Genomic DNA, 25,947 nt, shown 5'->3' on the forward strand with positions numbered 1-25,947 from the left:
GCGCATACCCTGTGCACAGCACTTCCATTGCGCCAGCAGACCGGATGGCCAGCAGACCGGGAAGTGCAGCTGAACACCAGGAGTGCCCGTGAAACAACGCAACGCCCTGCTGCCGACCGCCGGCATCATCGCCGTGCTCGTGGTGGGGTTCGTGATCTTCACCAACGTGTGGACCGATCGGCTCTGGCACGTGTCGTTCGGATTCGGTGAGGTCTTCTCCACCATGCTGTGGACCCGGCTCGCCCTGTTCGTGATCGCGGGGGTGTTCGTGGCGGGAATGGTCGTCGGCAACCTGATCCTGGCGTTCAGGCTTCGTCCGAAGACCGACCAGCCGTCCAGCTCCGACCTGCTCAACCGCTATCGCAACGCCATCGGTGGTCGTTTCGTCGCGTTGCTGGTCGTGGTCGGCGTCCTGGTCGGCCTGATGGGTGGCGGTGCCGGTGCGGCCCAGGTGATGTCGTACCAGGCGTGGCGCAACTCCGTCCCGTTCGGCCAGGTGGATCCGCAGTTCGGGCTCGACCTGTCGTTCTTCATCTTCGACTACCCGTGGTGGCGGTCGGTCCTGTCGTTCGTGTTCACCTCACTGGTGTTCACCCTGATCCTGACGGCCACCATGTACTTCCTGCTGGGCGCGGTCCGGATGGCCGAGTCCGGCCGCACCGACCGCAGGAAGCTGGTCAGCCCGGCCGCCCAGGCCCACCTGTCGGTGCTCGCCGGTGTGGCCATGCTGGTCAAGGGCGTCGACTACTGGCTCGAGCAGTACGGACTGTCGGTCCAGGACTCCGAGTTGCTGACCGGCATCACCTACGTCGACGCGACGGTCAACATCAACGCGTTGCGGGTGCTCGCGGTGATCTCGGTGCTGGTCGCGGGCATGTTCTTCGCCAACGTCGCGCTGCGGCGCTGGTCGGTGCCGGTCGTCGGGCTGGTGCTGATGATCCTGTCCGGGATCGTGCTCCAGCTCGCGGTGCCCGGCGGCGTGCAGGCCATCACGGTCAACCCGCAGGAGCCCGACACCGAGCAGCCCTACATCGAACGCCACATCGCGGCCACCCGGGCCGCCTACGGCGTCGACCACGTCGAGATCGAACCGTACGACGCCACCACCACGGTGAGTGCCGGGCAGCTGCGCGAGGACGCCGAGGCGTTGCCCGGGATCCGGCTGATCGACCCCGCGGTCGTCGGCCCGACGTTCACCCAGATGCAGCAGATCCGTGGCTACTACCAGTTCCCGTCGGTGCTCGACATCGACCGGTACGACATCGAGGGCACCGTGACCGACTCGGTGGTCGGCGTCCGCGAGCTGAACCCGGCGGTGCTGGAGAACCAGAGCTGGGCCAACGTCCACACCGTCTACACCCACGGCTTCGGCCTGGTCGCCGCGTACGGCAACCAGAAGGGGCCCGGCGGGGAACCGCAGTGGATCGTCGGCGGGGTGCCGCCGACCGGCAAGCTGGCCGCCCACGAGCCGCGGATCTACTTCGGTGAACTGCACAACGACTACTCGATCGTCGGGGCACCGCAGGGCACCCCGCCGGTCGAGCTGGACACTCCCGGCACGCTGAACACCTATACCGGCACCGGCGGCGTCCCGATCGGCTCGTTCTTCAACCGGCTTTTGTACGCGATCAAGTTCGCCGACGTGAACATCTTGTTGTCCGACCAGGTCAACAGTGAGTCCAAGATCATCTACGACCGGACCCCGCAGCAGCGGGTCGAGGCGGCGGCCCCGTGGCTGACCACCGACGCCAATACCTATCCGGCCGTGGTCGAGGGTCGAATCGTGTGGATCGTCGACGGCTACACCACCTCCGACTCCTACCCGAACAGCCAGCGCACCTCACTGCGCGACGCCACCATGGACAGCCAGTCCGAGCGGCTGCCCGCCGGCGCCCAGGGCAACACCGGCATCAACTACATGCGCAACTCGGTGAAGGCGGTCGTGGACGCGTACGACGGCACCGTGCAGCTGTACGCGTGGGACGACGAGGACCCGATGCTGAAGACCTGGCAGCAGGTCTTCCCGGGGACGGTGCTGCCGAAGGACGAGATCCCAACCGCACTGCTGGAGCACTTCCGCTACCCGGAGGACCTGTTCAAGGTGCAGCGCAGCATCCTCGGCCGCTACCACGTGACCAACCCGCACCAGTGGTACCAACAGTCCGACCTGTGGGCGATCCCGGTCGACCCGAACCCGGACGCGGCCGACGAGTCGGAGAGCCCGTACTACCTTTCGGTCCGGTGGCCCGGAGAGGAGAACGCGGTCTTCAGCCAGACGACGACGTTCGTGCCGTACGAACGGCAGAACCTCGCCGCCTTCATGGCCGTGAACGCCGACGCGTCGAGTCCGGAATACGGCCGCTTGCGGATCCTGCACATGTCGGACGAGTCCCGGATCGACGGTCCCGGGCAGACGTTCAACGCCATGACCACCCACCCGACGGTGGCCGAGACCCTGCGACCGTTCCTGGCCCAGGGGTCCGCGCAGGCGAGCTACGGCAACCTGCTGACCCTGCCGGTCGGTGGTGGGCTGCTCTACGTCCAACCCGTGTACGTGGAACGTTCGGGGTCGTCCGGGTCGTACCCGGTGCTGCAGTTCGTGATGGTCCGCTTCGGCGAGCACGTCGGCATCGGTACGACGTTGCAGGAGGCGCTCGACCAGGTGTTCGCCGGTGACGCCGGCGCCGAGACCGGCGAGAACGGTGAGGGCACCGGCACCGGGGAGATCGACAACCCGGCCGCGATCCGCGCCCTGCAGGAGGCGGAGCGGGCGTTCACCGAGGCCGACGCTGCCCTGAAGGCGGGCGACCTGTCGACCTACCAGGCCAAGATCAAGGAGGCCCAGGCAGCCCTGGAGCGGGCCCAGCGGGCGATGGGCCTGGGCGGCTGATCCGCCCGCGACAGGCGACGGTCCGGCGTGATCAGTAGTCGGTGATCACCTCGGGGTCGAAGCCGGCCTCGCGGACGGGGTCGGCCAGTGCGTCGGCGTCGCCGACGATCACGCAGTTGAGGTCGTCGGTGTCGACCACCGAGCGGTATGCCTCGCTCGCGTCGTGGGGCGTGACGGCGAGCACCTTGGCCAGGCTCTGGTCGAGGTAGTCCTGCGGCAGGTCCATGATCAACTGCAGCCCGGCCTGGTCGACGACGCCGTCGGCGGTGGCGTACTGCAACGGCGACGTCCCGGTCATGTACGCCTTCGCGTCGCGGACCTCCTCGTCGGTGAACGACTGCTCGCCGAGGTCGAGCAACTCCCTGGCGGTGGTCAACGCCGGGCCGACGACGTCGGTCCGGAACGACCCCTGGGTGGCGAAATAGCCACCCGAACGCAGCGGGGTGAAGACCAGCCGAACCCCGTACGTGTAGCCCCGGGCCTCGCGCAGTTCCGCGTTGAGCCGGGAGTTGAACGACCCGCCCATCGGGTACGCGGCCACCCGCAGCGCCGGCCAGCGCGGGTCGTCCCGGTCGACACCCCAGCCGCCCAGCCGGATGTCGGCCTGCACCGCACCGGGACGGTCGATGATCACGCACCGGCTGGCACCTCGATCGGGACGCGGGTGCTCGACCACGTCGGTCGCCCGGTCCCAGTCGCCGAAGCACTCCTCGGCCAGTGTGGTCGGGTCCTCGGCGAACTCGCCGCCCAGGACGAGGGTGGCCCGCTCCGGTCCGACGTGCCCGGCGTACCACTCCCGTACGGCTTCGGCCTCCAGTGCCGCGACGGTGTCGTGCTCGCCACCGGTCGGGCGGCCGGCCCGGGCGTCGGGATGCAGCACCCGACGCCGGAACTCGAGCGTGGCGGTGGCCGCGGAGTTCGCCCGGGTCTGGTCGATCTCGGCCTGCCGCAGCGCGACCTGCCGTCGGACGTCCTGGTCGGCCAGGGCCGGCTCCCGGATCGCCTCGGCGAACAACGCCATCGCGGCACCCAGCCGCGGCGCGGGGACGTCCATCATCACCTGCGTACCGGACTGACCGACGTCGGCGCCCACCGCGGCACCCTGGTTCTCCAGCAGTTCGGTGAACCGTTCACCGGGGTTGGGGCCGGTGCCGTCGGTGATGGTGCGCATCGCCATCGCCGTGATGCCCTCGAGCTCGGTCGGCTCGGCGGCCAGGCTGTGGTCGAGCACCAGCGAGGCCGACACCACGTACTGCCCGGGCAGGTCGTAGTGCACCACGGCCATGCCGTTGCTGAGTCGGCTGGTGACCGGGGTGGGGAAGGCCCAGGGCTGCGGGTCGGCGACCGTGGGGCGGGCGGGGGCCGGGGTGGTCGAGCCGGTCACGGGGTCTCCTTGCGGTAGGTGAGGGTGGCGCGGGCGTCGACCGCCAGATGGGTCGCGGCGGCGCGCTGCAGGTCGGCCCGGTCGAGTGCGTTGATCGCGTCGATCCTGGTGTTGATCAAGGTCGGATCGCCTTCCAGGACGGCAAACCCGGAGAGCTGGTCGGCGCGCGAGTCGACCCGGGCGAGGTGCTGCAACCACCACCGCTGGAAGGTCGCCTTGGCGCGCTCCACCTCCTCGTCGGTGGGGCCGTCGGTGAGGAACAGCTCGACCTCCTCCAGCAGTACCGCCTCGACGGTCTCGGGGGACACCTCGTCGCGGCACCGGGCGTGGGCGAACGCGAATCCGCTGCCCCCGATCAGGCCCATCGACGAGGCGCTGGCCGACTCGGCCAACTCGTCGCGGCGGACCAACCGGCGGTGCAGTCGGGACGTCTCGCCGTGGCCGATGATGGTCAGCGCCAGGTCGGCGGCGTCGAACTCGGCCGTACCCCGCGCCGGCACCCGCCAGCTCAGGTGGACCGCATCGGCCGGGACGTCGCCGGTGGCCTCGTCGCGGGGGAGCCCGGTGATCGGCGGCATCGGCGGGGTCTCGAGCGTTGGTGGTGGGGTACCGCCGGGGATGTGGCCGAAGTAGGTGTTGGCCAGTTCGACGGCGCGGTCGTCGTCGACGTCGCCGACGATCGACAGCACCGCGTTCGACGGCATGTAGTAGCGGTCGAAGAAGGCCTGTACGTCGGCGAGCTCGGCCGCGTCCAAGTCGGCCATCGACCCGATCGTGGTGTGACCGTACGGGTGGTCGGCGGGGTAGGTGAGGGAGACGAGCCGTTCCGACACGTCACCGTACGGGACGTTGTCGTACCGCTGCCGCTTCTCCTCCTTCACCACCTCCCGCTGGGTCGCGAAGTTCTCCTCGCTGACGTCGAGGCTGGCCATCCGGTCGGCCTCCAACCACAGCGCCAGCTCGAGGCCGCCGGTCGGCAGCGCCTCGAAGTAGTTGGTGCGGTCGAACCAGGTGGTGGCGTTCACCGAGGCGCCCGCTGCCTGCATCAGCTGGATGTGCTCACCGGAGCCCACGTTCGCCGACCCCTGGAACATCAGGTGCTCGAACAGGTGGGCGAACCCGGTCCGGCCCGGTGCCTCGTGGCGCGAGCCGACGTCGTACCAGAGGTTCACCGCCACCGTGGGCGTCGCGTGGTCCGGGGAGGTGATGACCCGAAGTCCGTTGGCCAGCACGTGAGGGGTGATCGGGTACGACAGTGGCGGCATTGGGCCAGCGTAGTCGGGCCCCGGCCTGCGCACCGGTGACCTGCCAGAATCGGTTCCATGACCCGTACCGACCCGGGGACGCCCGGTGGCACCGACGAGCGGCCGGGTGTGTTCTTCGCCGACGCGGCCGAGTTCCGGTCCTGGCTGGAGTTGCACCACGAGACCGTGACCGAGCTGTGGATGGGGTTGTACAAGAAGCACGTCCCCGATCGGGGGCTGACGTGGGCCGACGCCGTACCGGTGGCGCTCTGTTTCGGCTGGATCGATTCGGTCTCGCAACGCATCGACGACGACGCCCGCCGGCAGCGGTGGACCCCGCGGAAGCCCGACAGCAACTGGAGTGAGGTCAACATCCGCCATGTCGCACGACTGACCGCGGCGGGGTTGATGCACCCGGCCGGGATCGCCGCGTTCGAGCGGCGGCGCGCGGATCGGTCCGGGGTCTACTCCTACGAGTCGTCTGGTGCCGTGCTGCCGCCGGAGTACGACGCGTTGCTGCGGGCCGACGCCCGGGCCAGCGTGTTCTGGGACGCCGCGACCAACTCTTACCGCCGGCTGGCGTCGAGTTGGGTGATGAGTGCCAAGCAGCAGGCCACCCGTGACCGGCGGATCCGGCAACTGGTCGACGACAGCGCCAGCGGGCAGTTGATCCCCGGCCAACGGTACGGCGACGAACCCCGGTGGGTGGCGAAGGTGCGGGCCGAACTCGACGGCTGACTCCCGGGACCCCTCGACGAGCTCGGGGAGCGTGAGGAATCGCCCGTCGAGCTTGTCGAGAGGTCCGCCCGGCTACCCTGTGACCCGTGCGAAATCGAGGGGGACTGCTCAAGTACGCCTGGGTCGTGGCAGGCATGGCCTGCGGCGTTCTGTTGACCTACCTCGGGATCCGCGACGGCCACCCCACCGACGTGTTGGTCGGTGTCGTCATCATCGCGGTGTGCGTCCTGCTCAGCCCACCGGTGCGGCAACTGATCGCCCGGCGGGTGGTTGCCAACCGGCCGCGCCCCGACACCGACGCCCCGGTGGTCATCTACTGGCGCTCCGACGACCTGCCCTCACTGAAGCTGCGGGCCGCATTGCGGGACGTGCGCGATCGTGCCGTCTGGATCAACACCTGGTATCACGAGTGGGCCGAGGCGACGGTCCGTCAGCAGCACCGCGGCGACGAGATCCTGCCGATGGTGATGGTCAACGGGGTCCCGCACACCTCGCCGGCGCCCGACGTCGTACGGCATGCCATCGAACAGGCTGCCGCGGGCGACGCCGGCGAGTAGCGGTCGGCTCAGGCCTCCCGCTCGGGGAACTTGCCCTCCTCGCGGATCCGCTCGTTGAGCAGTTGCAGGTATTCGCTCTGGTCGAAGTCGATCGGGACCTCGCGGCCCAGCCAGCTCGACAGGTGGATGGCGTTGGCGAGTCGGACACCGGTCATGCCGTCGGACCCGGGTGCGATCAGCGGGGTGCCGTCGAGGATGTGGGCGGCGAAGTTCTCCAGCACCGAGGCGTGCTGCTGGCCCCACGGGCGGTTGTACTCGAGGGTTTCGGTGGTGTAGAGCTCCGTGGTGTCGAGGTTGCCCTTGAACAGCTCCCGGACCTGTGGGCCCGTCATCGTGTCGCTGATCTCCCGCTCGTCCTTGGTGAGTCGGGTGACCGTCGCGGTCTTCGAGCCGTCGACCACGATCTTGCCCCGGTCACCCAGGATCTCGAACCGGTCGGTGCCGATCACGTCGTGCACTGCGGTGATCAGCACACCGGTCGCCCCGTCCCCGTAGTCGACCAGCGCGGTCACCTCGTCTTCGACCGCGATGTCGCGGCGGAAGCCGTACGCGACCTTGGAGTAGACCGACTGCGGCACCCCACAGATCCACTGCCACAGGTCGAGTTGGTGCGGCACCTGGTTGACCAGGACGCCGCCGCCCTCGCCGCCCCAGGTGGCGCGCCAATCGCTCTGCTTGTAGTACGCCATCGGGCGCCACCAGGTGGTGATGATCCAGTTGCTGCGGCGGATGGCGCCGATCTCGCCGGCCTCGACGATCTCCTTGATCCGCTGGTACAGCGGGTTCGCGCGCTGGTTGAACATCAGCGCGAACGTGACGTCGGGGTGGGCGGCGGCGAAGTCGTTCATCTCCTGCACCTGGCTGGTGTACACACCGGCCGGCTTGTCGACCAAGGTGTGCAGCCCGGCGTCGATGGCCGCGATCGCCATCTCCGGGTGGAGGTAGTGCGGCACGGTGGTGACGACCGCATCGACGTCGCCGCTGGCCAGCAACTCCTTGTAGTCGGAGTAGACCGGGGTGTCGGGGTGGTCCTCGGTGATCTTGGCGACCTTCTCCGGATCGTTGTCGCAGATCGCACCGACAGACATGCCGGGGACCCGGTCCTCGGTGATCAGCCGGGCGTAGAGGCCGCCCTGGGCGCCGTATCCGATGATTCCGAGACGAACTGTGTTCATGACCGAGACTCCATCCTGTTGATGACAGGGCCGAGCCTATCGAGCGCGCTCACCCGGCCGGGACCGACGTCATGAGTTCGGTGGTACGTCCTGCAGCACCGACCGACCGTCGGACCGGCCGACGTGCCAGCGACGGGTGGTGTGGAGATCGGCGACCAGATGGTGGTCGTGGCTGATGACGATCAGCGCGCCCCGGAAGTCGGCGAGGGCCTGCACCAGTTGGTCGACGCTGGCCAGGTCCAGGTTGTTGGTCGGCTCGTCGAGCACCAGCAGCTGCGGGGCGGGCTCGGTGAACAACATGCGCGCCAGTGCCACCCGGAAGCGCTCGCCGCCCGACAAGGTGGCCATCGGCTGGCTCGGCTTGTCGCCGCGAAGCAGGAACGTCGCCAACAGCGACCGGGCTTCGAGCGGGGTCCGGGTCGGCGCGGCCATCCGGACCGCCGTCAACGGGTCGACGAACTCGTCCAACCCTTCGAGCCGTTGCGAGAGGTGCCCCACCGGCACGGTGGGGGACAGGGTGACCTCCACATCGGCGCCGAACAGCTCGGCGAAGTGGGCGGGTGGCTGTCCGAGCAGGGCCGCGAGCAGGGTCGACTTGCCGGCGCCGTTGTCGCCGGTGAGCTGGATGCGTTCCGGGCCCTGCACGGTGACGACATCACCTCCGGTGATCAACTCCAGGACACGCTTCCCTGCCGGCACCGCGGTCGCGGGCAGGTCGACCCGGATCTCGTCGGCGGTACGGGCCGTGGCGTCCGCCTCGGCGCGGAGCCGCTCGGCGGATTCGATCTTCTCCGCGTGGACACCCCGGACCCGTCCGGCGGTCTGCTGGGCCTGACGCTTCTTGCCACCGGCGACGATCTTGGGGTACCGACCGCTGGCCGCGTCACGCTTCCCGCCGGCGGCGCGTCGGGCCAGCTTGGTCTCCTCCTCGGCCGCCTCCCGGCGGGCCGCCTTCAGGGTCGCCTCGGCGCCGCGGAGCTCCCGTTCGGCGACCTCCTGCTGCACCCGGCGGTACTCTTCGTACTCACTGAGCGGTCCGCCGAAGAGCCTTGGCCTGCGGTGATCCAGGTCCCAGATGGCGTCGACGTGTTCCAACAGGTCACGGTCGTGGGAGACCACCACCAGCACCCCGGTGAACGCGGCGACCTGGTCGTAAAGGCGGTGTCGGGAGCGGGTGTCCAGGTTGTTGGTGGGCTCGTCGAGCAAGGTGATCATGGGCGTCACCAACGAGATCCCGGCCAGCGCGAGGCCCATCGCCTGCCCGCCCGACACCGCAGTGGCGGGTCGATCGAGCACGTTCGGCTCGGTCGGCAGATCGAGCCGGTCGAGCACGGCCATCGCCTGTTCCTCGACATCCCAGTGGTCGCCGACGAGGTCGAAGTCGGTGACGTCGACCGAGCCGGCCTCGATGCGGGCGAGCGCACCACGGACCTCGGAGATGCCGAGCAGGTCAGACACCGTCCGGCTCGCATCGGTGGCCGAATCCTGGGCGAGATGGCGTACCTCACCGGCCACGTGGATCGATCCGGACGTCGGCGAGAGCCGGCCACTGATCAGCTTCAGCAGGGTCGACTTGCCACTGCCGTTCGCGCCCATGATGCCGGTCCGACCCGGTGGGAAGGTGCAGCTCAGGTGGTCGAGTACGACAATGCCGTCGGGCCACTCGAAGCTGACGTCGTCGAGCACGATGGCCTGACCGGTGGCAGGGGTACGGGGGATGGTTGACATGGAGATCCTCGGGTCGCAACGGGATGCCGACGGCACAGCGGGTGCGGTCGGCGGGCGGTGGCGGGATCTCAGATCGTCAACGCAGGGAACTCCTCGGGAGGCAACAGGCCGGCAACCACTGTACGAGCTCGCCTCGCCGCGCTCAACGCCATTTCCGCGAGATGTCCGTCGACAGTGCCGGGGTGCGGTGCGATTTGGATGGGTCCAACCGGGAGTATCGTCGTCCGCGTGCCGATCACATCTGCCGCGGCCAGGCGTACCAAGCCGCCGGTACCGGTGCGGGCCTCACACCCGGCACGGACGGTGTTCCTCGGCTTCGCCGCCGCCGGACTGCTCGGCACCGGACTGCTGATGCTGCCGATGGCCAAACGGGGCCCCGGCGGCGCCGCGGCGTTGGAGGCACTGTTCACCGCGATCTCGGCCCTGTGCGTGACTGGGCTGGTGGTGGTCGATACTCCCACGTTCTGGACCCCGTTCGGCCACGTGGTGATCGTGGCGCTGATCCAGTTGGGTGGCCTGGGGGTGATGACGTTCGCCTCGGTCGTCGGTGTCTCGGTGATGCGGCGGCTGTCGCTGCGCTCGAAGTTGACCGCCGCGACGGAGGTGAAGAGCCTGGGCATCGGCGACATCGGATCGACGGTGCTCGGCGTGGTGAAGATCTCCCTGCTGATCGAGTCGGCGGTGGCGATCATGCTGACGGCCCGGTTCGCGATCGGGTACGGCCATCCGCTCGGCGAGGCGCTCTGGCTCGGCGTCTTCCATGCCGTGTCGTCGTTCAACAACGCCGGGTTCGCCCTGTTCAGCGACAGTCTCATGTCCTTCCAGACCGATCCGTTCGTGTGCCTGCCGATCTGCGCCGCGATCATCCTCGGGGGCTCGGCTTCCCGGTGATCATGCAACTGCGCAGGCACGCGCGCACCCCACGGCTGTGGTCGATGAACACCCGACTGGTGGTGTGGGGCACGGGCGTCCTGCTGGTGCTGGGGGCGGTATTCGTGACGGCCATGGAGTGGAACAACCCTCGCACCCTCGGCGCACTGCCGTGGCACGAGCGTGTCCTCGCCGGCTTCGTGCAGTCGGTCCAGACCCGTACCGCTGGGTTCAACAATCTCGACATCAGCCAGATGGACAGCGCCACCTGGCTCGGCATGGACGCCCTCATGTTCATCGGTGGCGGGCCGGCCGGTACGGCAGGGGGTATCAAGTTGACCACGTTCGCGGTGTTGTTCTTCATCATCGTGGCCGAGGTTCGCGGCGACGGCGCCGTCAACGTGTTCGGCAAGCGACTCTCCCGTGCCGTGCATCGACAGGCGATCACGGTCGCGTTGGGAGCCGTCGCCCTGGTCGCCGGCGGCACGATCGGGTTGATGTTGATCACCGACTTCAGCCTCGACGTGTTGCTGTTCGAGGTGGTCTCGGCCTTCGCCACGGTGGGGTTGTCCACCGGGATCACGGCCCAGTTGCCCGCCGCCGGCCAGTTGGTGCTGGTGTTCTTGATGTTCATCGGCAGGTTGGGCCCGATGACGTTCGCCACCGCGCTCGCGCTCCGCGATCGACGGTTGTTGTTCGAACTCCCCAAGGAAAGGCCGATCATTGGCTAGGTCACGACTCTTCGGCGGCACCGATCCGGCCCGCATGGCATCAGCCAACTCGGTGGCGGTGATCGGGCTGGGCCGGTTCGGGCAATCACTGGCCCTGGAACTGATGGACAGCGGCGCAGAGGTGCTCGGCATCGACTCCCGGGAGGACGTCGTGCAGTCACTCAACGGTCGGCTCACCCACGTGGTCACCGCCGACGCGGCGAAGGAAGAAGTGCTGCGGCAGCTGGCGGTGCCTGACTTCGATCGGGTCGTCGTCGCGATCGGCACGGACGTGGAGGCCAGCATCTTGGTCACCTCGATGTTGCGGAGCTTCGAGATCACCGAGATCTGGGCCAAGGCCGTCAGCGATCCCCACGGCACGATCCTGCAGCAGTTGGGCGTCCCGCACGTGGTCTACCCGGAGAAGGACATGGGCAAGCGGGTGGCGCACCTGGTGCGTGATGCGATGCAGGACTACATCGAGATCGGGGACGACTTCGCGTTGATCAAGACGACCCCGCACCAGGCCATCGTGGGCGTACGGCTGGGGGAGACCAACATCCGCGCCGAACACGGGGTCACGATCACCGCGGTGAAGCGGTCCGGGCAGCCGTGGACGTACGCCAGCACCGAGACGGTGCTGCGCGGCACCGACACCATCCTGGTCGCCGGGCCGACCCGCAAGGCAGTGGCGTTCGGCCAGCTCAGGTGATCATGGTCGATACTGCGACATGGCGGTGCGGTCGGCGCCCACGTCGCGTCGGGCCGACCCGGTCAACCTCCGGTCACAGCTTCGTCGTGGTGAGCTCACCGTCGTCGTTGACCGTGACGGTGAATCTCGTTCCGTTGGGCGAGGTGAGTATGGCACCACCATCGGTGACCGAGACGTTTCCGTCGGCCTGCAGGGCGCCGTCGACCCCCGGTCCCGCCATCCACCGGGTCACCTGTGGTGCCACTCGGATCGCATCCCGAGGTGAGATCGCCGACCCGGTCCAGTAGGCGTTGCCCAGCATCACGATCTGGGAGCCGTGTTCGAGCACGATCGAGTCGTTGTCCGGGGCAGGGAATCGGTTGCCCAGGAAGTTGCCGTTGATTGTCACGCCTTGGAACTCGTCGGGTGGGCTGGTGCGTCCGCTGTGCGGGACCTTGTAGATGTGCGGCCCGTTCCCCGTCTTGGTTCGGCTGGGATTGTGATTCAGCTCGAAGTAGTTGCCGATGACCGAGATTCCCATGTGCAGACAGTTTCCGAAGTGGATGCCGTCCTCACCGTTGCCTTCGATGTCGTTGGCCTCGATGACCACGCCCATCATCTGGGACCAGTGCTTGAGAGGGCTGTCGCCGAGTTCCGGCCCACGGATGCCATGGCCGTTGTTGATCTGGAAGCGATTACCGGTGATCTTGAGGGCATTGGACACCCCTACGAGGACCAGGCCGTCGTCGCAGAACCGAGTCTTGTTGTGGGTGATGGTACCGATGTAGGAGTCCTGCAACGTGAGTCCAGGACCTCCAGGCTGCTCGATGTAGCAGCCCGTCACGTCGAACTGCGAGACGCCGAACAGGGTGAGGGCGCCCTCACCCGGGGTGTCAGGTTGGCCAACGTTCCCACCTCCGATCGCCACGTCCTTGACGCCGACGTTCCAGAGGCGCCCGGCCCGCGTGCCGTCGCATGCGAAGCGCACCAACGTGAAGGCAGCGTTTGAGTTGAGTCGAAGAATTCGCGAGGCGGCTCCTTCGCCGACCAGAACGACATTGTCCTCGGTCACTTCCAACGTCTGACTGATGGCATAGCGTCCGGCAGGAAAGCGAACCATCCCTCCACCCGCGGCCGAGACCACCCGAATGGTCTCCTGGATCGCTGCCGTGTCGTCGGTGGCGCCATCTCCGGTAGCGCCGTCCTCGATGACGCTCCGACCGAGCGCCTCCTGCTGCCACCGGGTTCGACCCGGGGCGGCGTCGGATTCGGTGTGTGCCATTGCGGCCAACCCGAGGCCCAGCCCGCCTGCCGCCAGACCGCGGAGGAGACCTCGCCGTCCAGATCCCGGAGCAGTCGGGGTCGACGCTAGCGGATCGAGGGATGCGACCGGATCGAGTGTTGAGCCGTCGGTGTCCTGGTCAACGCGCTGGTTCGACGAGGGGATCGGGTGCGGCATGGCTTCCTCCAAGGGTGTGAGACGCCTCCGTTGGCGTATGCATTCTGCATAACAAGGTGGCGACCGACTGGTCAATCCGGGGGGCGGTGGTGTCTTGGTATCCGGGCGGTGCGTGCTGCAGGCGGCCACAGACCGTATCCGGCCGGTGGGGACGCTGCGGCCGGAGACGGGGGGTAGCTTGGTCGTGCACACCGGTGAGGCGACGCAGCCGACTGCGGCGCCGGCGAGGAGCAGGAGCGGTGAGCGTTCCCGGAGCGCCGACGAACGAGTTGGTGCAGATGTTCCTCGACGAGGAGTGGTGACGACCGATGCCTGATGACCACCTGCGGACCGTGTACCGGGCGGGCGACCTGGCCCGCGCCCGGGAGAACCTGCGGCGACACGACTGGGCGAAGACGCTGGTCGACCGGTTGCGTGCCGACGTGGCCGACACCGTCGCCGGCGGTGCCGAGCGGATCGCCGAGTTCATCTCGACGACCACGCCGGCGGCGCCCCACTTCACCAACTGTCCGCGATGCCTGGGCAACGCGATCCACGGGCACTACCACTGGTCCGCGGCCGATCCCGACGTGTTGGAGTGCTCCACCTGCGGCGCTCGATACCCGGACCCGGCGTACCCCGAGGATGTCGTGTTCCATGCCGCCGACGGGCAGCAGGTCTCCTACCACGGCGGGTACGGGCATCCGTTCAACGGATTCAGCCTGCACTCGAGCTGGTCGGGCAATATCCGCAGTCGCAAGGTCGCGTACATGACCGAGCAGCTCCGCGTCCTGGCGGTGCTGTACGCGGTGACCGGCGAGGTCGCGTACGGCGACACGGCGGCGGCCGTGCTGGCACGGTTCGCCGAGGTCTACCCCGGCTACCTTGTCCATTCCGGGTACGGGGAGTGGACCGACCTGCCGCCCCGGGAGGCGGCCACCCGACTCGAGAGCCTGCCGCAGGACGAGTGGACGATCGCGCCCAACGTTGCGGACCGGAAGCTGCACGCCGGCTACTGGATGGCGGGGCGTGCCACCGCCAGTGGTGGCGAGGGACACTTCGTGCAGCAGCTGGCGATCGCGTACGACCTGGTGCGGGAGCGGATCGATCCGGCCACGCGGACCATGATCGAGAACGACCTGCTCCGGGAGTCGGTGCCGTTGCTGTGTGCCGATCCCAGGCTGAACAACAAGAGCATCACCAACGCGATCGGGGCCGGGATGGTCGGGCTGGTGCTCGACGACCCCGGCCTGATCCGCTTCGGATCACGGGTGTTCTGGCACTTCGTCCGTCGCTGGTTCCTGCCCGACGGCGGCACTCCGGAGTCGCCGAGCTACGGGCTGATGGCGTTGCATTCCATGATCACCTTCGGCGACGCACTGCACGGTCGTCGGCTGTGTCCCGATGGGCCGGTCACCGACGTGTACGGGGATCCGGGGGTGGCGCGAATCTACCGCAACATCCACGACACCTTCCTGCCCGACCTGAGCCACCCCGGGTTCGCCGATTCGTACGTCGGCGGTGGATTGAGGCTGCGGCACGCCGACCTGTTGGTGAGCCGCTACGACCGACCGGAGTACCGCGCCCTGTTGCGGCGGACAGCAGGGCTTCCGGTCGACCAAGCAGATGAGGTCTACGCGCTGTTCCATCGAAGTCCGGACCTCGACGTGGCACAGGGGGAGGACAGGTCCCGGTTGCCGGACGTGCTGCTGCCGTCGTTGCGGTTGCCGTACCTGCGCGCCGGGGTGGACGGACTGGACGCGACGGTGATCGTGAGCGCCTCGCACTGGGGTGTCCACCACCACTACGACAGCCTGAACCTCACCTACTGGGACCGCGGCCATGAGGTGGTCACCGATCTCGGTTATCTGTGGGACCGGACCGACCACCACCAGACCAAACGAACAGCGGCGCACAACGTGGTCGTCGTCGACGGCGGCGAGCAGCGCGACGAGGGGCGCGGTGGCAGTGTCGACCTGTTCGACCGGCGCGGGCCGATCGCGGTGGTGGAGTGCTCGTCGACCCCGTACGCCCAGGCCGACCTCTACCGCCGGACCTGTGTGCTGATCGACCACGGCGGCCCGGATCGCTATCTGGTGGACGTCTTTGCCGTCGTCGGCGGGCGCGAACACGACCACCTGCTGCATGGCCCGGTACCCGACGTCGTCCTGGCCGATGTCGAACTGGTGCTGGATCCGGAGGGCCCCGGCCACGGGCTGACCGGCAGTCGCCGAGCCGAGCGGGTCGACCACACCTGGCGGGCGAGGTTCGAGTTGGACGACGAGACCACTTTCTCGGCGTGGGCGCCGGCGGCCGACGAGCAACTGTGGCTCGGTGACGGGTGGGGTGAGCGGGGACTGAGCCATGTCAGTGAGGAGCCGGGTCGCACCGTGCCCTACTTCGTGCGGCGGCGGTCCGCAGACCGTGTCGGCAGGGCTGCTGACGCCGGGGTCCCGGGCGTCCCTGGTGGTCGGTTGAGCAGTGTTTTCGTGTCGGTGTTCGAGGTGCACGGGTCGTCGCCGACGGCGACACCGGTGGTCCGGGGGGTGCGCTCCGAACGCATCGGTGCCGACGGTGTCGTCGTACAGGTCGACACCCGCAGCGGGGTCGACGTGGTGGCGTTGCGGCCGCGGTACCGTCCACCGGGCTCGAGTGCTGCGGGTGGACCGGCCACGGAGCTGCGGGCCGGCACCGACGCCGGGGCGTTGCGGACCGACGCCGCGATCACCGTGCTGGGGAACGGGGTGTTGTACCTCGCCGACGGCACCCGGGCCGAGTTGGGGGACCACCGCGTCGAGTTGGCTGCGGCCCGATCCGGGGGTCTGGCACGTGCCTCGGTGACCGGCGTCGACGGCAGCCACCTGGTCGTCGACCGGGCTGACCTGCGGGTGCTGCCGCAGCTGCCGGCCACGGTCATCGTGGACGACGGGGTCGACCCGATGTGCTTTCCCGTGCTCGACGTCCACGTGGCCGGGGACCGGGTGCGACTGGTCACGGCACGAGGTGAAGAGGGGAGCCCGTTGCCCACCGGTGCGGGGTTGACGTGGACGATGCTGCACTCCGGTGCCGACCGCCCCTGATCATGCTGACGCGCACAGCGCTCGGCAACGGGCGACCAGCTATTCGAGGTCGTGCCGCCGGGCCTCCTCGGCGAACGTGTGGCCATCCAGCTGGGCCGCCAGTTCTCCGCCCCGACTGGCGATCAGCTTGCACAGCTGGTGCACCAGCAGCCGCAACTGGTCGGCGGAGAACGGCATTGCCGGGACGTCCACCGCCGCGATCATCTGGTGCTCCTCGAGGGTGAACTTCATGCCGGCCAGGTCGCGGTTGAGGCCGGCCACGGTCTCGGCCGCAGCCTCGGTGTCGTGGATGTCGACGACCACGGGGGACAGCAGCCGGACCCACTGGGCACTGTCGTCGGTGCAGACGAAGACGATCCCGTCACCGGTTCGGATGGGGACGTCCCCGTCCGAGTCCCGGTTCGGCGTATGGCCGAACATCGTGGTGAGGGCCTCGTCGACCAGCCCGTCGAGGTGGGCCTGGTCGGTCGGCATCACTGCGGCGACGGCTGCTGTCTCGTCGGTGGTCTCGCCGGTCACTTCGGGACAGGTCAGGAACACCGGGTGCACCACGGCGAAGACGGACCGGAAGGTCGCCACCACGATGCTGGCGGCCTGGTCGGCGTACGTGGCCGGCACCTCCAGCAGGTAGAAGGTGCGCGCCGAGGTGGGCCGCAGGCCGAGCCTGCGCAGGCGATGCAGTTCGGTCCGGGTCCGCCGCTGCCGCGGTGCCAGCAGGCGATTGCCGGGGACCTGGATGATCAGGGCGTCCGACGTCCGGTCCACGCGGACGAAGGGACCCCCGGTGCCTTCGTCGTTGACTGCCACGAAGGGCTCGACCACCTCGGACTCGTCGAGGTCGTCCAACCGGTCGGCCAGGGCGCCGCGGAACTCCCGCCACGCCGACTCGACCGTTTCGTCAAACCCATCCGTCCCGCTCATCAGATCCCCCTCGTCCATGCTGACAAGGAAAATCTACGGGTCGGGTGTGACAGAAACGGGCCGACGCGGGCAGGACCGGACAGCGTCAGCCGGGGACCTGGGACAGCGCCGTCGCCACCATCACGCCCAGTCGCGCGAGCGCACGCTCGCGGGCCTGCTCACTGGTGCGACGAGCACCCGCCGGGTCCGCGGCGATGGCGGCGAGTTGGGTTTGCACCCCGACGGTCGTCGCCGGGTCGACCACCTCGAACAACCAGTCGTCGACCCCGAGGTCGCGGTACATGTGGCCCTTGACCGTGTCGGTCGGCTGCCGTAGGTACATCGCCGGGGTGCCCACCGCCATCGCGATCAACGGGGAGTGGCACTCCGAGCTCACCACCGCGGTGGCCTGACGGTAGACCGCGGACGCCTCGGGCAATGACCAGAACCGGTCGAGTACGTGGAGTCGGTCGCCACCGGTGAAGTGCTGTTGGGCGAACTCGACCTGGTAGATCATCTCGGGCACCACCATCACGGTGCCGTCGGTGTTGGCCAACCACCAGTCGGCCGCAGCCTTCAGTGGAGCGAGGTCCGCCTCGGCGTGGGCGGCGTTGTAGGCGTCGCGACGGCGATGGAACAACTCCACCTCCACGTCCCGGAACTCGTGGTACGGGGTGTAGCGCAGCCGAGGCACGATGCACAGCAGTGGCCCGGCATCGGACACGGTGGCCAACACGTCCTCGCTGGCTCGGCGCTGCGGGGCGAACGAGGGGGAGGCGTCGGGGCCGAACTCGATCACCGCCGACGTGATGCCCTGGTTGCGCAGCAGGTCGCGGGTCAGGGAGTCGCGGCAGTACACGAACGCCGCCCCGTCGAGCAGGTCCCGATCGGTGCCGACCAGGTCACCCACCTCGGAGTTGATCATGATCCGGCCCTCGGCCAGGGTGGCCGGCTGGGCGGGGAACGGGTCGACGGTGATGCCGAAGAAGCCGTACGGCTTGTCCGACAGTTCGCGCCAGGCGCGGACCAGCTCCGGCACCACGACCGACGGCCCGGAGCCGTGGACCAGCAGGTCCGCCTCCTCGAACGCGGTACGGATCTCCTCGGGCAGGGCGGTGTCGCCGGTCCACACGAGCGGGGTGAGCACCCGGACCTCGGGGAACAGCTCGGCCAGCATCTGCTGCTCGCGGTCGTCCAGTTCGCGAGGCAGCAACGTGATCTCGGCATCGGGGGCGAACGTCTTGAAGGCGGTGAGGCAGCCGGGGGTGTGGGCGACGTCGCCGATGTTGACCGTCTGCCATGACCCCAGCAGCACGATCCGGGGGCGCCTCGCCGATACCGACTCGTCCATCGTCTCCATCGTTCCTTCCGGTCGGGGTCGAGCCGTCCGCCCGAGCCACTGCTGCCGCAGACGCTAGGGAAGGCCGGGCACAACATCAACCGGGTGTCCATGGCGAGGTCCCTGCCGCCACGCGTGGCGCCGTCCGACGCTCGGCGGTCCGTAGGCTGCACGCCATGGAACGACGTCGGTGGGTGCTGTGGGTCGTGGTCGCGGTGTGCGCAGCCGTGATGGGGTACGGGGTGGCGCGCGTGCAGCTGCTGGTCGACACCGGCCCGCTGGTGGTGGGGCAGGATGCGATCTCCGACACCAGCAGTGCGCAGGCTCGCGTCTCGGTCGACGACGTCGGTGGTTCGGTGATCAACATCCGGCCGGCCTCCGGCGACGGTGACCTGCTGTTGGTGCTGTACCCGGGGGCACCGGTGCGGCCCCAGGCGTACGAGTGGCTGGGGCGCGCGTTGGCCGCCGAGGGCGTGCAGACCGTGATCCCGGAGATGCCGTTGGACCTGGCCGTCCTCGACAGCGGCCGTGCCGAGGAGTTGATCACCGCGTACGCGGCCGGCCGGCCCGTCGTGCTGGCGGGCCACTCGCTCGGTGGGGCGATGGCGGCACAGTGGGCCTCGGTGAACTCCGATGCCCTCGCCGGGCTGGTGCTGATGGCGGCCTACCCGGCCGACAACGTCACCGTGGCAGGCGTTCCAGCATTGTCGATCATGGCCGAGCACGACGAGATCGCCACCGCCGCGGACGTCCGCGGGGGTGTGGAACGGCTGCCGGAGGGGACCGAGCTGGTGGTGATCAACGGTGCCGCACATTCCTTCTTCGGACGCTACGGGCCGCAGCACGGTGACGGTAGGCCCACCGTCAACCGTGCCGCGGCCGAACATCAGATCGTGCTGACGATGATCGACTTCCTCACCGAGTTGCGCTGACCCGACCTTGTCCGGCGGGCTCCGGTCAGCCGTCGGTGCGCTCGATGATCGTGATGCCACCGGGCAGCACGGTCACCGGGGCCGTACCGGTCCGAGCCACCAACTGCTCCGGATCGGGCAGCAGGGCACCGGTGTCGTCGAACTGCAGCACCTGTGCGCTCCACGTACCCGGCCAGCCGTACGAGCCGTCGCGGGTGATGATGATCCGCTCCTCGGCCTCGATCCAGCCGGCGTGCAGGGCGGTCGGGGTCAACGGGTAGCACTTCTCCACCACGGCCGACCGGAAGCCCAACGAGGTCCGCGCGTACACCAGCCCCAGTTCGAGGCGCATCCGCAGGGTCGCCATGCTCGGGGCGCCGAGTCCGTACGCCAGCGGGGTGTTGAGGTGCAACTCGTACCCGTTGGTGTAGGTGTACTGCGTCTCCACGAAGGAGGACTGCTGCTGTCGACGGGCCGTCGCGGACGCCTGGTTGTAGACGATGCGGCCGCCGGTGGCGGCCTCGACGTTGTCGGCCACCGTGCCGAGCACGCCGTCGGCCAGCAGCGGCAGGATGCCGACCTTCCGTTCGATGGTGCCGTCCTCGGCCAGGATTGCCGTGTGGCCGTCCCAGGTGTTGTAGGTCAGCGCGCGGTCAAGTCCGAGCTCGACGAAGACCGGGTCGGCGGTCATCCCCGGACCAGTGCTCTCGTCGACGTAGAGCCAGTCGAGGCCGACGTCATTGATCATCCAGTCGGTCATGCTCAGGTACGCCTCCCCGTAGCTGTTGTCGTCGCCGGGGAAGACCGGCTCGTAGTCGACCCGGGAAGGATGGTCGTACGTCGACCCGCGGCGCTCGCCGTCCGAGCCGGTGACCCAGGAGTCGCGGTACTCCGGGTTGTCCTCGGCCTCCGGGCTGATGAAGTACGGGTGCAGGTACATCCCGACCTTCACACTGGGCTTGACCCGCTTGATCCGCGCCACCGCCGTCCGCATCTTCTCGACCTCCTCGGCAAGGATCGGGTCGAAGATGCCCGTGCCCTGTCCGATCACGCGGCGGTTCTCCAGCTCGGGCAGCGGCGGGGTCTGGATCTGCCAGAACACGAAGTGCTCGACCTCGCGCACATTGAGGTTCAGCTCGGCGCCGGCATCGGTCCACCCGGCCACGATGCTCGGGTTCTCGAAGTAGAGCGGTCCGGCACAGGTGATGTTGGACTGCCACTGCCGACGCACCTGGTTGACGAAGTCGAAGTAGTCGTCGGAGGCCAGGTTGAAGTGGATCGACCAGCTCATCGTCACCGTGTCACGAGGTGCCAGGCAGAACACGTCGTCGGCGAACCCGGCACGACGGTTCTCGAGGTCGTACGTCAACAGGCTCTGGTTGCGCAGCAGGTCATCGTTGGCCACCATGCCGATCGAGGACTCCTCCAGCGGGAAGAACAGCGTCGGGTTGGCCGGGGAGTGAACCCCGTTGGCCGCCTGGCTGCGACGTCCCGCGATCCGGCAGGTGAACAACGGGAAGTCGCTGAAGTCCACGTGGTTCGACAACCGGATGCCGACGTCGGCGTCGGTCACGTTGGTGATCACGTCGTCGACATCGACCCGGTCCTCGCGCACCGTGACGGTCCGCTCGAGGCCGTACGAGGCTCCGCCGGCCGCAATCCGCCACTGGTTGGCCGACAACCGGCGGCCGCGTGGCCGCCAGCGGGCCTCGGGGCCACCGGACGCGGGGGCGCCGGCCCGGCGTTCCTTGATCAACTCGTTGGTCCCTGCGGGTGACACGAAGGTCGTGCCGACGCCGAGCCGGGCGTCGCCGAAGTCGAGGGTGAACTGGCCGCCCGGTTCGGTGGTGACGGTGGGGCGCCGGGTCAGCCGGATCGTAGGCGTCGGCTCCGGACCCGGGCCGGTGATCGGGGTGCTGACGTGCTCGATGCTCACCACCACCGGCAGCCGCTGGGAGAGCCCGTAGATGTTGCGCACGGTGAAGGTGTGGGGGTTGCCGTCCACCGTGAGTCCGGTGATGTCGAGCACGGTGCGGTACGGCTCCGGCACGTCAGGCAGATACTCCGACGGGTCGGTGTCGAACGACGGCGCGAAGATCGTGTGCCACAGCCCGTCGCCCTGATTCCACTCCAACGTGTTGCCCAGCCAGTTGGTGAACGTGGCGTCCTTGTTGAGCAGGTTGCTGTGCAACCGATCACTGGCGGAGTCGAGTGGCTCGTCGTCCAGCAGCCACTGTGAGTACCAGCCGTAGCCACCGAGGGTCTCGTTGTGCAATCTGATCAGCACCCGCAGCTCCGCGGTGTGGTCGGGAGCAACGGCCGGCAGGGTGAACGCCACCTCGCCCTCGGACGGGACCGACACCTCGTCGGCAAGGACGGTGACGACCTCGTCGGCGGCATGGGCGGCCGCCCCGCCGAACGGGTTGGTGAGCAGGGCCGCGCCGGTCAGCGATCCGGCACCGGCGAGCACGGTACGTCGACTCACGGTTCCGGGGCTCACGGGTCGGGAGCTCGCGGTGGGGGTGGACTCGGGTTGGGACATCGTTGTTCCTTTCGTGGGGGTGGTGCTTCCTCGGGGCGTTCAGGGGTTGGTGGAGACCTCGGCGCGTGCCAGTTCTGCGACGCTGGCCCAGGTCATCCAGGCACGTTGCGAACTCATCCTCGGGATGGTGGTCATGTCGACGGTGCGGGCCACGGCCGGCCCGGTGAGGCGTCCGGTGTGGCGTTCCCACAGCAGCTGCGCGGCAGCCCGGCCCAGCTCTTCCCAGGGTGCACGAATGGTGGTGACGAACCGGCTCGACAGGTCGCGTCCCGAGTCGAAGCCGACGACCGCCGGCCACCACGCCTGGGGGACACCCTGCTCGTCCAGCACGTCGAGCAGTGACAGCACGACCTCGTCGTTGGCGCACACCACCGCCGTCGCGGCGCTCCGTGGCAGGTCGGCCACGAACCGCCGGGCCACGCTGCGGGCGATGGTCGACTCGTCGGCGAAGTTGTGTGGTTGTTCGGTGGCGGTGAAGCAGAGCGCGGTGTCGGGGGTTCGGCCGAACCTGGTCAACGCCTGGGCCCAGCCGTCGGCGCGACGACTGGACCACACCAGCGTGGGGGCGGGCCGGTCGGCGTGCAGGCCGAGGAAGGCGATCACCTCGTGGCCCTGCCGGGCCAGGTACGTCGTCGCCATCCGGCCACCGTCGACGTCGTCGAGGAACACCCGGTCGACCGGGCCGGTGTCCGGACCCGAACGGACGGGGTCGCGGGAGAGCCTCACCTGGGCGGCCGGCCCGTCGGGCAGCCACCCCGGTGACGGGTCGGTCGAGGTCGACCACGCGAAGATGCCGGCCACCGGTGGGAGACCGCGGTGGAAGTCGGGGTCGGCCATCTGCGCCATGCTGACGACCAACGTGGCGCTGCCGAGCTCGGCGGACCGTTCCTCGAACCCGGCCTGGATCCGCTGCCGGATGGCGGGTCGAGGTGCGTAGTTCTCCGGTGAGTCCTCCATGATCAACAGATGGATCTCACCGGTCCCTTGGGCACTGGCGTAGAACGTGCCGACCCGCGGCACGGTGACCAGCACGCCTTCATCGGCAAGGATGCGGAGGCACTGGGTGACGCCGTCGGAGGAGAGCTGGTGGCGTTCCCGGAGTTCCCGCATCGTGGGGACCGGGTCACCGGGCAGTGCGGAGCCGTCCCGGGCCGCGGTACGCAGCTCGTCGAGCAGGGCACGACGGCGTTCGACGACCACTCTGCGCGGGGTCTTGCTCTCCATACCGTCTCCGACTCCGATGTCGCCAAGAACGCGTCGTCGACCCGGACCCTCGGGTCGACCGTCGTCACGCGGATCGGGGATCGGAGGGCGCGAGTCCGTCCAGATCCGTCCAGCTCCGTGCAGGGTCGATTCTGGTGTCGCTCGGTGGCGGGTGTCAAGGGCCGGCAGCCGCGGGACGGCGGACGTGGACGAGCAAACGCGCCGCCGGCTGTCGGCCGGTCGGCGACCCTGGCTGCCGTACGCTGGGCCGGTCTCAGCGCGTACACCCTCAGGAGGACCGACTCGATGCACCCTCACCAGCAGGCCGAGCCCGTCGTCATCCGGTCCGGGGTGGCCAACCTGCTGCGATGGATGGGACTGGCGCTGCTCGGCATCGCGGTGCTCATCGGGATCGTCGCGGTCACCATCGGGCTCGTCACCGGCGACATGGAAGCGGTGACGTTCGGCGCGCTGATGACGCTGATCTTCGGTGGCGGCGGCCTGCTGATGCACCTGGCCGGTCGGCGACAACGGGTCGAACTCCGTGACGACGGCATCCGGTGGTGCGAGGTGTTCTCCGGGACCACGCACGTCCGATGGGGCGACGTCCACCACGTCGAGGTGCCGCTGAACCGGTGGGACGGTCGCAGTGTGCGGTTGATCATGAAGGACGGTCGCCGGATGTTCGTGAGCGCCATCTCGATGAGCTCGTCCGAACATGGGGTGTGGGCCGACTCCGGCTACAGCAATGCCGGCAACCAGATCGTTGCCGCCCACCAGGCGTGGCTCGCCAACCTGCGGTAGCGGATCCTGCCGGCTCAATCCTTCCGGGCTTCGATCAGGTGGCGTGACGCGTGGGCGATGAACGGCCCGTCGGCCTCGATCTGCTCGTGCAGGTCACGCAGCCGGTCGCGGTACCTCTCCACGCTGAAGTCGGGGACCCACCAGATCACCTTGCGCAGCAGGTGAACCACGGCCCCGATGTCGAAGATCGCCATCCGTAGCCGCGCGGTCCGTACGTCGACGATGGTCAAGCCGGCGGCTTCGGCTGCCGCAGCTTCCCGCGCCGGATCGCGGCCCTGACGTTGCTGCGGCAGCGGCCCGAGGAAGAACTCGATCAACTCGAAGGCACTGCTCGGCCCGACGTGTTGGGCGAAGTAGTGGCCACCGGGCTGCAGCACCCGGGCGATCTCGGTCCACCAGACCGACGCCGGGTGGCGACTGGTGACCAGATCGAAGGCGTCGTCGGCGAACGGCAGCGGCGGCTCATCGGGATCGGCGACGACGACCACCCCGCGCGGGTGCAGCAGCTCTGTCGCCCGCGCCACGTTGGGCGGCCACGATTCGGTGGCCACGGCGATCGGCGGATACGAAGGCGCCTGGGCCAGCACCTCACCACCGCCGGTCTGGATGTCGAGGGAGGCCCGGACGCCGGAGCTGAGGCGTTGGCCGAGCAGGTTCGCGTACCCCCACGGCGGCCGTTCCTCGGTCGCCCGGCCGTCGAGCCAACTGAAGTCCCATCCGGTGACGTCGGAGGCTTCCCCCTCCGCGACGAGTTCTTCGAAACTGCGGCCCATGCCCGTCAGTCTGGCAGGTCGAGCAGTTGGCGCAGCTCGGTGAGGCAGGCCACCACCGAGGGGTGGAACTGGGAGCCTGTCCGGACGGCGCTGCTGATGGTGCGGCTGACTTCGGCCGGCAACTCGATCCGGGGCAGGTGTGGGGCCCGGGACGCCACCAACATCTGTGGCAGCAGTGCTGCGGCCAGTCCGTCCTCGACGAACTGCAGCAGTACCAGCGGATGGTCGGTCTCGTAGCGGATCTGTGCGGTGCCGCCCGCTCGGCGGCAGAGCTTCTCGACCCACAGGCGCGTGCTGCCGCCGGCGGAGGTGGCCCATGGCCGCTGGACGACGGCGGCCAGGTCGACTGGTCCCCACTGCGGGGGCACGGCCAGCACCAGTGGGTCGTCCAGGAAGGGTTCGAGGTGGACGGCGCCGTTGTCGACGTCGGCTTCCCCGAAGGACGACTCCTCGACGACGACGAGGTCGACGTCGTGCGAGCGCAGTGCCGCCAACGCACCTTCGGCCGGCACCTCCCGCAGTCGGACGTCGAGTTGTGGGTGCCGAGCCTGCAGCCGGAGCAGCAGTTCGGTGCCGAGGGTGGCCGTCAGCGTCCACAGCATGGCAAGGCGCAGCACCCCGACAGCCTCGCCGGACCACTGCGCCAGTGCGGTCTCCGCGCGTTCGACCTCGACCAGCAGGTGTTGGGCATGGTCGGCGAGCAGGTTGCCCTGCTGGGTGAGCACGACCCGTCGGCCGACGGGCGCCATCAGCGGGGCGTGGGCTTCCCGTTCCAGTCGTGACAACTGCTGCGACACCGCCGACGGGCTGTAGCCCAGGGCGTCGGCGACGGCCGCGATCGTACCCCGGTTGCGCAGTTCCACCAGTAGTTGCAGTCGGTGGAGGTTGAGCATCACGGCCCCGGATCGGTCGGCGGAACGATTGTCGGTCACAGTAGACCGTGCCAACGGTTCCGCCGACGCGTTCCGAG

The 25,947-nt window shown here is 68.8% G+C and carries 20 protein-coding genes; 9 read left to right on the top strand and 11 right to left on the bottom strand.

Translation table 11 applies throughout. The features are described 5' to 3' along the window. Positions 1–88: 88 nt before the first annotated feature. Positions 89–2,890: a UPF0182 family membrane protein gene (locus tag ACQBAU_RS07975; protein WP_465255865.1), complete on the top strand. Its 2,802-nt coding sequence runs from the start codon at positions 89–91 to the stop codon at positions 2,888–2,890. Between the two features lie 31 nt (positions 2,891–2,921). Here ACQBAU_RS07975 and ACQBAU_RS07980 read toward each other — a convergent pair whose 3' ends face one another. Together ACQBAU_RS07980 and ACQBAU_RS07985 are read right to left on the bottom strand one after the other, a co-directional pair. Further along, positions 2,922–4,274: a M16 family metallopeptidase gene (locus ACQBAU_RS07980; RefSeq protein ID WP_465255866.1), complete on the bottom strand. Its 1,353-nt coding sequence runs from the start codon at positions 4,272–4,274 to the stop codon at positions 2,922–2,924. Beyond that, the gene (locus ACQBAU_RS07985) at positions 4,271–5,539 is read right to left on the bottom strand and encodes a M16 family metallopeptidase (RefSeq protein WP_465255867.1); all 1,269 of its coding nucleotides are present in this window, start codon (positions 5,537–5,539) and stop codon (positions 4,271–4,273) included. Before ACQBAU_RS07985 ends, ACQBAU_RS07980 begins: the two co-directional genes overlap by 4 nt. A gap of 57 nt (positions 5,540–5,596) precedes the next feature. On the opposite strand from ACQBAU_RS07985, the gene ACQBAU_RS07990 reads away from it, so the two are divergent. Together ACQBAU_RS07990 and ACQBAU_RS07995 are read left to right on the top strand one after the other, a co-directional pair. After that, a complete protein-coding gene (locus ACQBAU_RS07990) occupies positions 5,597–6,256 on the top strand; it encodes a YdeI/OmpD-associated family protein (protein WP_465255868.1) in 660 nt (219 codons plus the stop codon). Positions 6,257–6,342: 86 nt separating this feature from the next. After that, a complete protein-coding gene (locus tag ACQBAU_RS07995) occupies positions 6,343–6,813 on the top strand; it encodes a hypothetical protein (protein ID WP_465255869.1) in 471 nt (156 codons plus the stop codon). Positions 6,814–6,821: 8 nt separating this feature from the next. Here the strand turns inward: ACQBAU_RS07995 and ACQBAU_RS08000 are convergent, their stop codons facing one another. Together ACQBAU_RS08000 and ACQBAU_RS08005 are read right to left on the bottom strand one after the other, a co-directional pair. After that, positions 6,822–7,988 (bottom strand): Gfo/Idh/MocA family protein, encoded by a 1,167-nt coding sequence (locus tag ACQBAU_RS08000; protein WP_465255870.1) that lies wholly within the window; start codon positions 7,986–7,988, stop codon positions 6,822–6,824. A 69-nt stretch (positions 7,989–8,057) separates the two neighbouring features. Next, positions 8,058–9,716 (bottom strand): ABC-F family ATP-binding cassette domain-containing protein, encoded by a 1,659-nt coding sequence (locus tag ACQBAU_RS08005; protein ID WP_465255871.1) that lies wholly within the window; start codon positions 9,714–9,716, stop codon positions 8,058–8,060. 228 nt (positions 9,717–9,944) lie between these two features. On the opposite strand from ACQBAU_RS08005, the gene ACQBAU_RS08010 reads away from it, so the two are divergent. Genes ACQBAU_RS08010 through ACQBAU_RS08020 form a run of 3 tightly spaced genes read left to right on the top strand, consistent with a single transcriptional unit; the run spans position 9,945 to position 12,008 of the window. Beyond that, a complete protein-coding gene (locus ACQBAU_RS08010) occupies positions 9,945–10,607 on the top strand; it encodes a potassium transporter TrkG (protein WP_465255872.1) in 663 nt (220 codons plus the stop codon). 44 nt (positions 10,608–10,651) lie between these two features. Next, positions 10,652–11,317 carry a potassium transporter TrkG gene (locus tag ACQBAU_RS08015; protein ID WP_465255873.1) on the top strand — a complete coding sequence of 222 codons (666 nt, stop codon included), beginning with the start codon at positions 10,652–10,654 and terminating at the stop codon, positions 11,315–11,317. Positions 11,318–11,351: 34 nt separating this feature from the next. Beyond that, positions 11,352–12,008, top strand: coding sequence for a potassium channel family protein (locus tag ACQBAU_RS08020; RefSeq protein WP_465255874.1), 657 nt, complete (start codon positions 11,352–11,354; stop codon positions 12,006–12,008). A gap of 73 nt (positions 12,009–12,081) precedes the next feature. Here ACQBAU_RS08020 and ACQBAU_RS08025 read toward each other — a convergent pair whose 3' ends face one another. Continuing rightward, on the bottom strand, positions 12,082–13,446 hold the full coding sequence (locus ACQBAU_RS08025; protein ID WP_465255951.1) for a glycosyl hydrolase family 28-related protein: 1,365 nt from the start codon (positions 13,444–13,446) through the stop codon (positions 12,082–12,084). Between the two features lie 308 nt (positions 13,447–13,754). Here ACQBAU_RS08025 and ACQBAU_RS08030 point away from each other — a divergent pair, with 308 nt between their 5' ends. After that, positions 13,755–16,505, top strand: a complete 2,751-nt coding sequence (locus tag ACQBAU_RS08030; RefSeq protein WP_465255875.1) for a heparinase II/III domain-containing protein — start codon at positions 13,755–13,757, stop codon at positions 16,503–16,505. A 39-nt stretch (positions 16,506–16,544) separates the two neighbouring features. Here the strand turns inward: ACQBAU_RS08030 and ACQBAU_RS08035 are convergent, their stop codons facing one another. Next, positions 16,545–17,426 (bottom strand): T3SS (YopN, CesT) and YbjN peptide-binding chaperone 1, encoded by an 882-nt coding sequence (locus ACQBAU_RS08035; protein WP_465255876.1) that lies wholly within the window; start codon positions 17,424–17,426, stop codon positions 16,545–16,547. A gap of 85 nt (positions 17,427–17,511) precedes the next feature. Next, positions 17,512–18,756 (bottom strand): polysaccharide pyruvyl transferase family protein, encoded by a 1,245-nt coding sequence (locus ACQBAU_RS08040; protein ID WP_465255877.1) that lies wholly within the window; start codon positions 18,754–18,756, stop codon positions 17,512–17,514. Positions 18,757–18,920: 164 nt separating this feature from the next. On the opposite strand from ACQBAU_RS08040, the gene ACQBAU_RS08045 reads away from it, so the two are divergent. Next, positions 18,921–19,676 (top strand): alpha/beta hydrolase, encoded by a 756-nt coding sequence (locus ACQBAU_RS08045; RefSeq protein ID WP_465255878.1) that lies wholly within the window; start codon positions 18,921–18,923, stop codon positions 19,674–19,676. 25 nt (positions 19,677–19,701) lie between these two features. On the opposite strand, the gene ACQBAU_RS08050 is transcribed toward ACQBAU_RS08045, so the two are convergent. Together ACQBAU_RS08050 and ACQBAU_RS08055 are read right to left on the bottom strand one after the other, a co-directional pair. Continuing rightward, on the bottom strand, positions 19,702–22,140 hold the full coding sequence (locus tag ACQBAU_RS08050) for a hypothetical protein (RefSeq protein WP_465255879.1): 2,439 nt from the start codon (positions 22,138–22,140) through the stop codon (positions 19,702–19,704). Between the two features lie 96 nt (positions 22,141–22,236). Beyond that, positions 22,237–23,421, bottom strand: coding sequence for a substrate-binding domain-containing protein (locus ACQBAU_RS08055; protein ID WP_434551698.1), 1,185 nt, complete (start codon positions 23,419–23,421; stop codon positions 22,237–22,239). 285 nt (positions 23,422–23,706) lie between these two features. Here ACQBAU_RS08055 and ACQBAU_RS08060 point away from each other — a divergent pair, with 285 nt between their 5' ends. Continuing rightward, positions 23,707–24,204, top strand: a complete 498-nt coding sequence (locus ACQBAU_RS08060; RefSeq protein ID WP_434551699.1) for a PH domain-containing protein — start codon at positions 23,707–23,709, stop codon at positions 24,202–24,204. Positions 24,205–24,218: 14 nt separating this feature from the next. Here the strand turns inward: ACQBAU_RS08060 and ACQBAU_RS08065 are convergent, their stop codons facing one another. Further along, positions 24,219–24,977 (bottom strand): class I SAM-dependent methyltransferase, encoded by a 759-nt coding sequence (locus tag ACQBAU_RS08065; protein ID WP_465255880.1) that lies wholly within the window; start codon positions 24,975–24,977, stop codon positions 24,219–24,221. A gap of 5 nt (positions 24,978–24,982) precedes the next feature. Further along, entirely contained in the window at positions 24,983–25,909 is a 927-nt protein-coding gene (locus ACQBAU_RS08070; protein WP_465255881.1) for a LysR family transcriptional regulator, read from the bottom strand. Between the last annotated feature and the right edge of the window lie 38 nt (positions 25,910–25,947).

The sequence above is a fragment of the Carbonicoccus niuqiaonis genome (genome assembly GCF_050157065.1).
Classification (GTDB): Bacteria; Actinomycetota; Actinomycetes; order Propionibacteriales; family Propionibacteriaceae; genus Avipropionibacterium.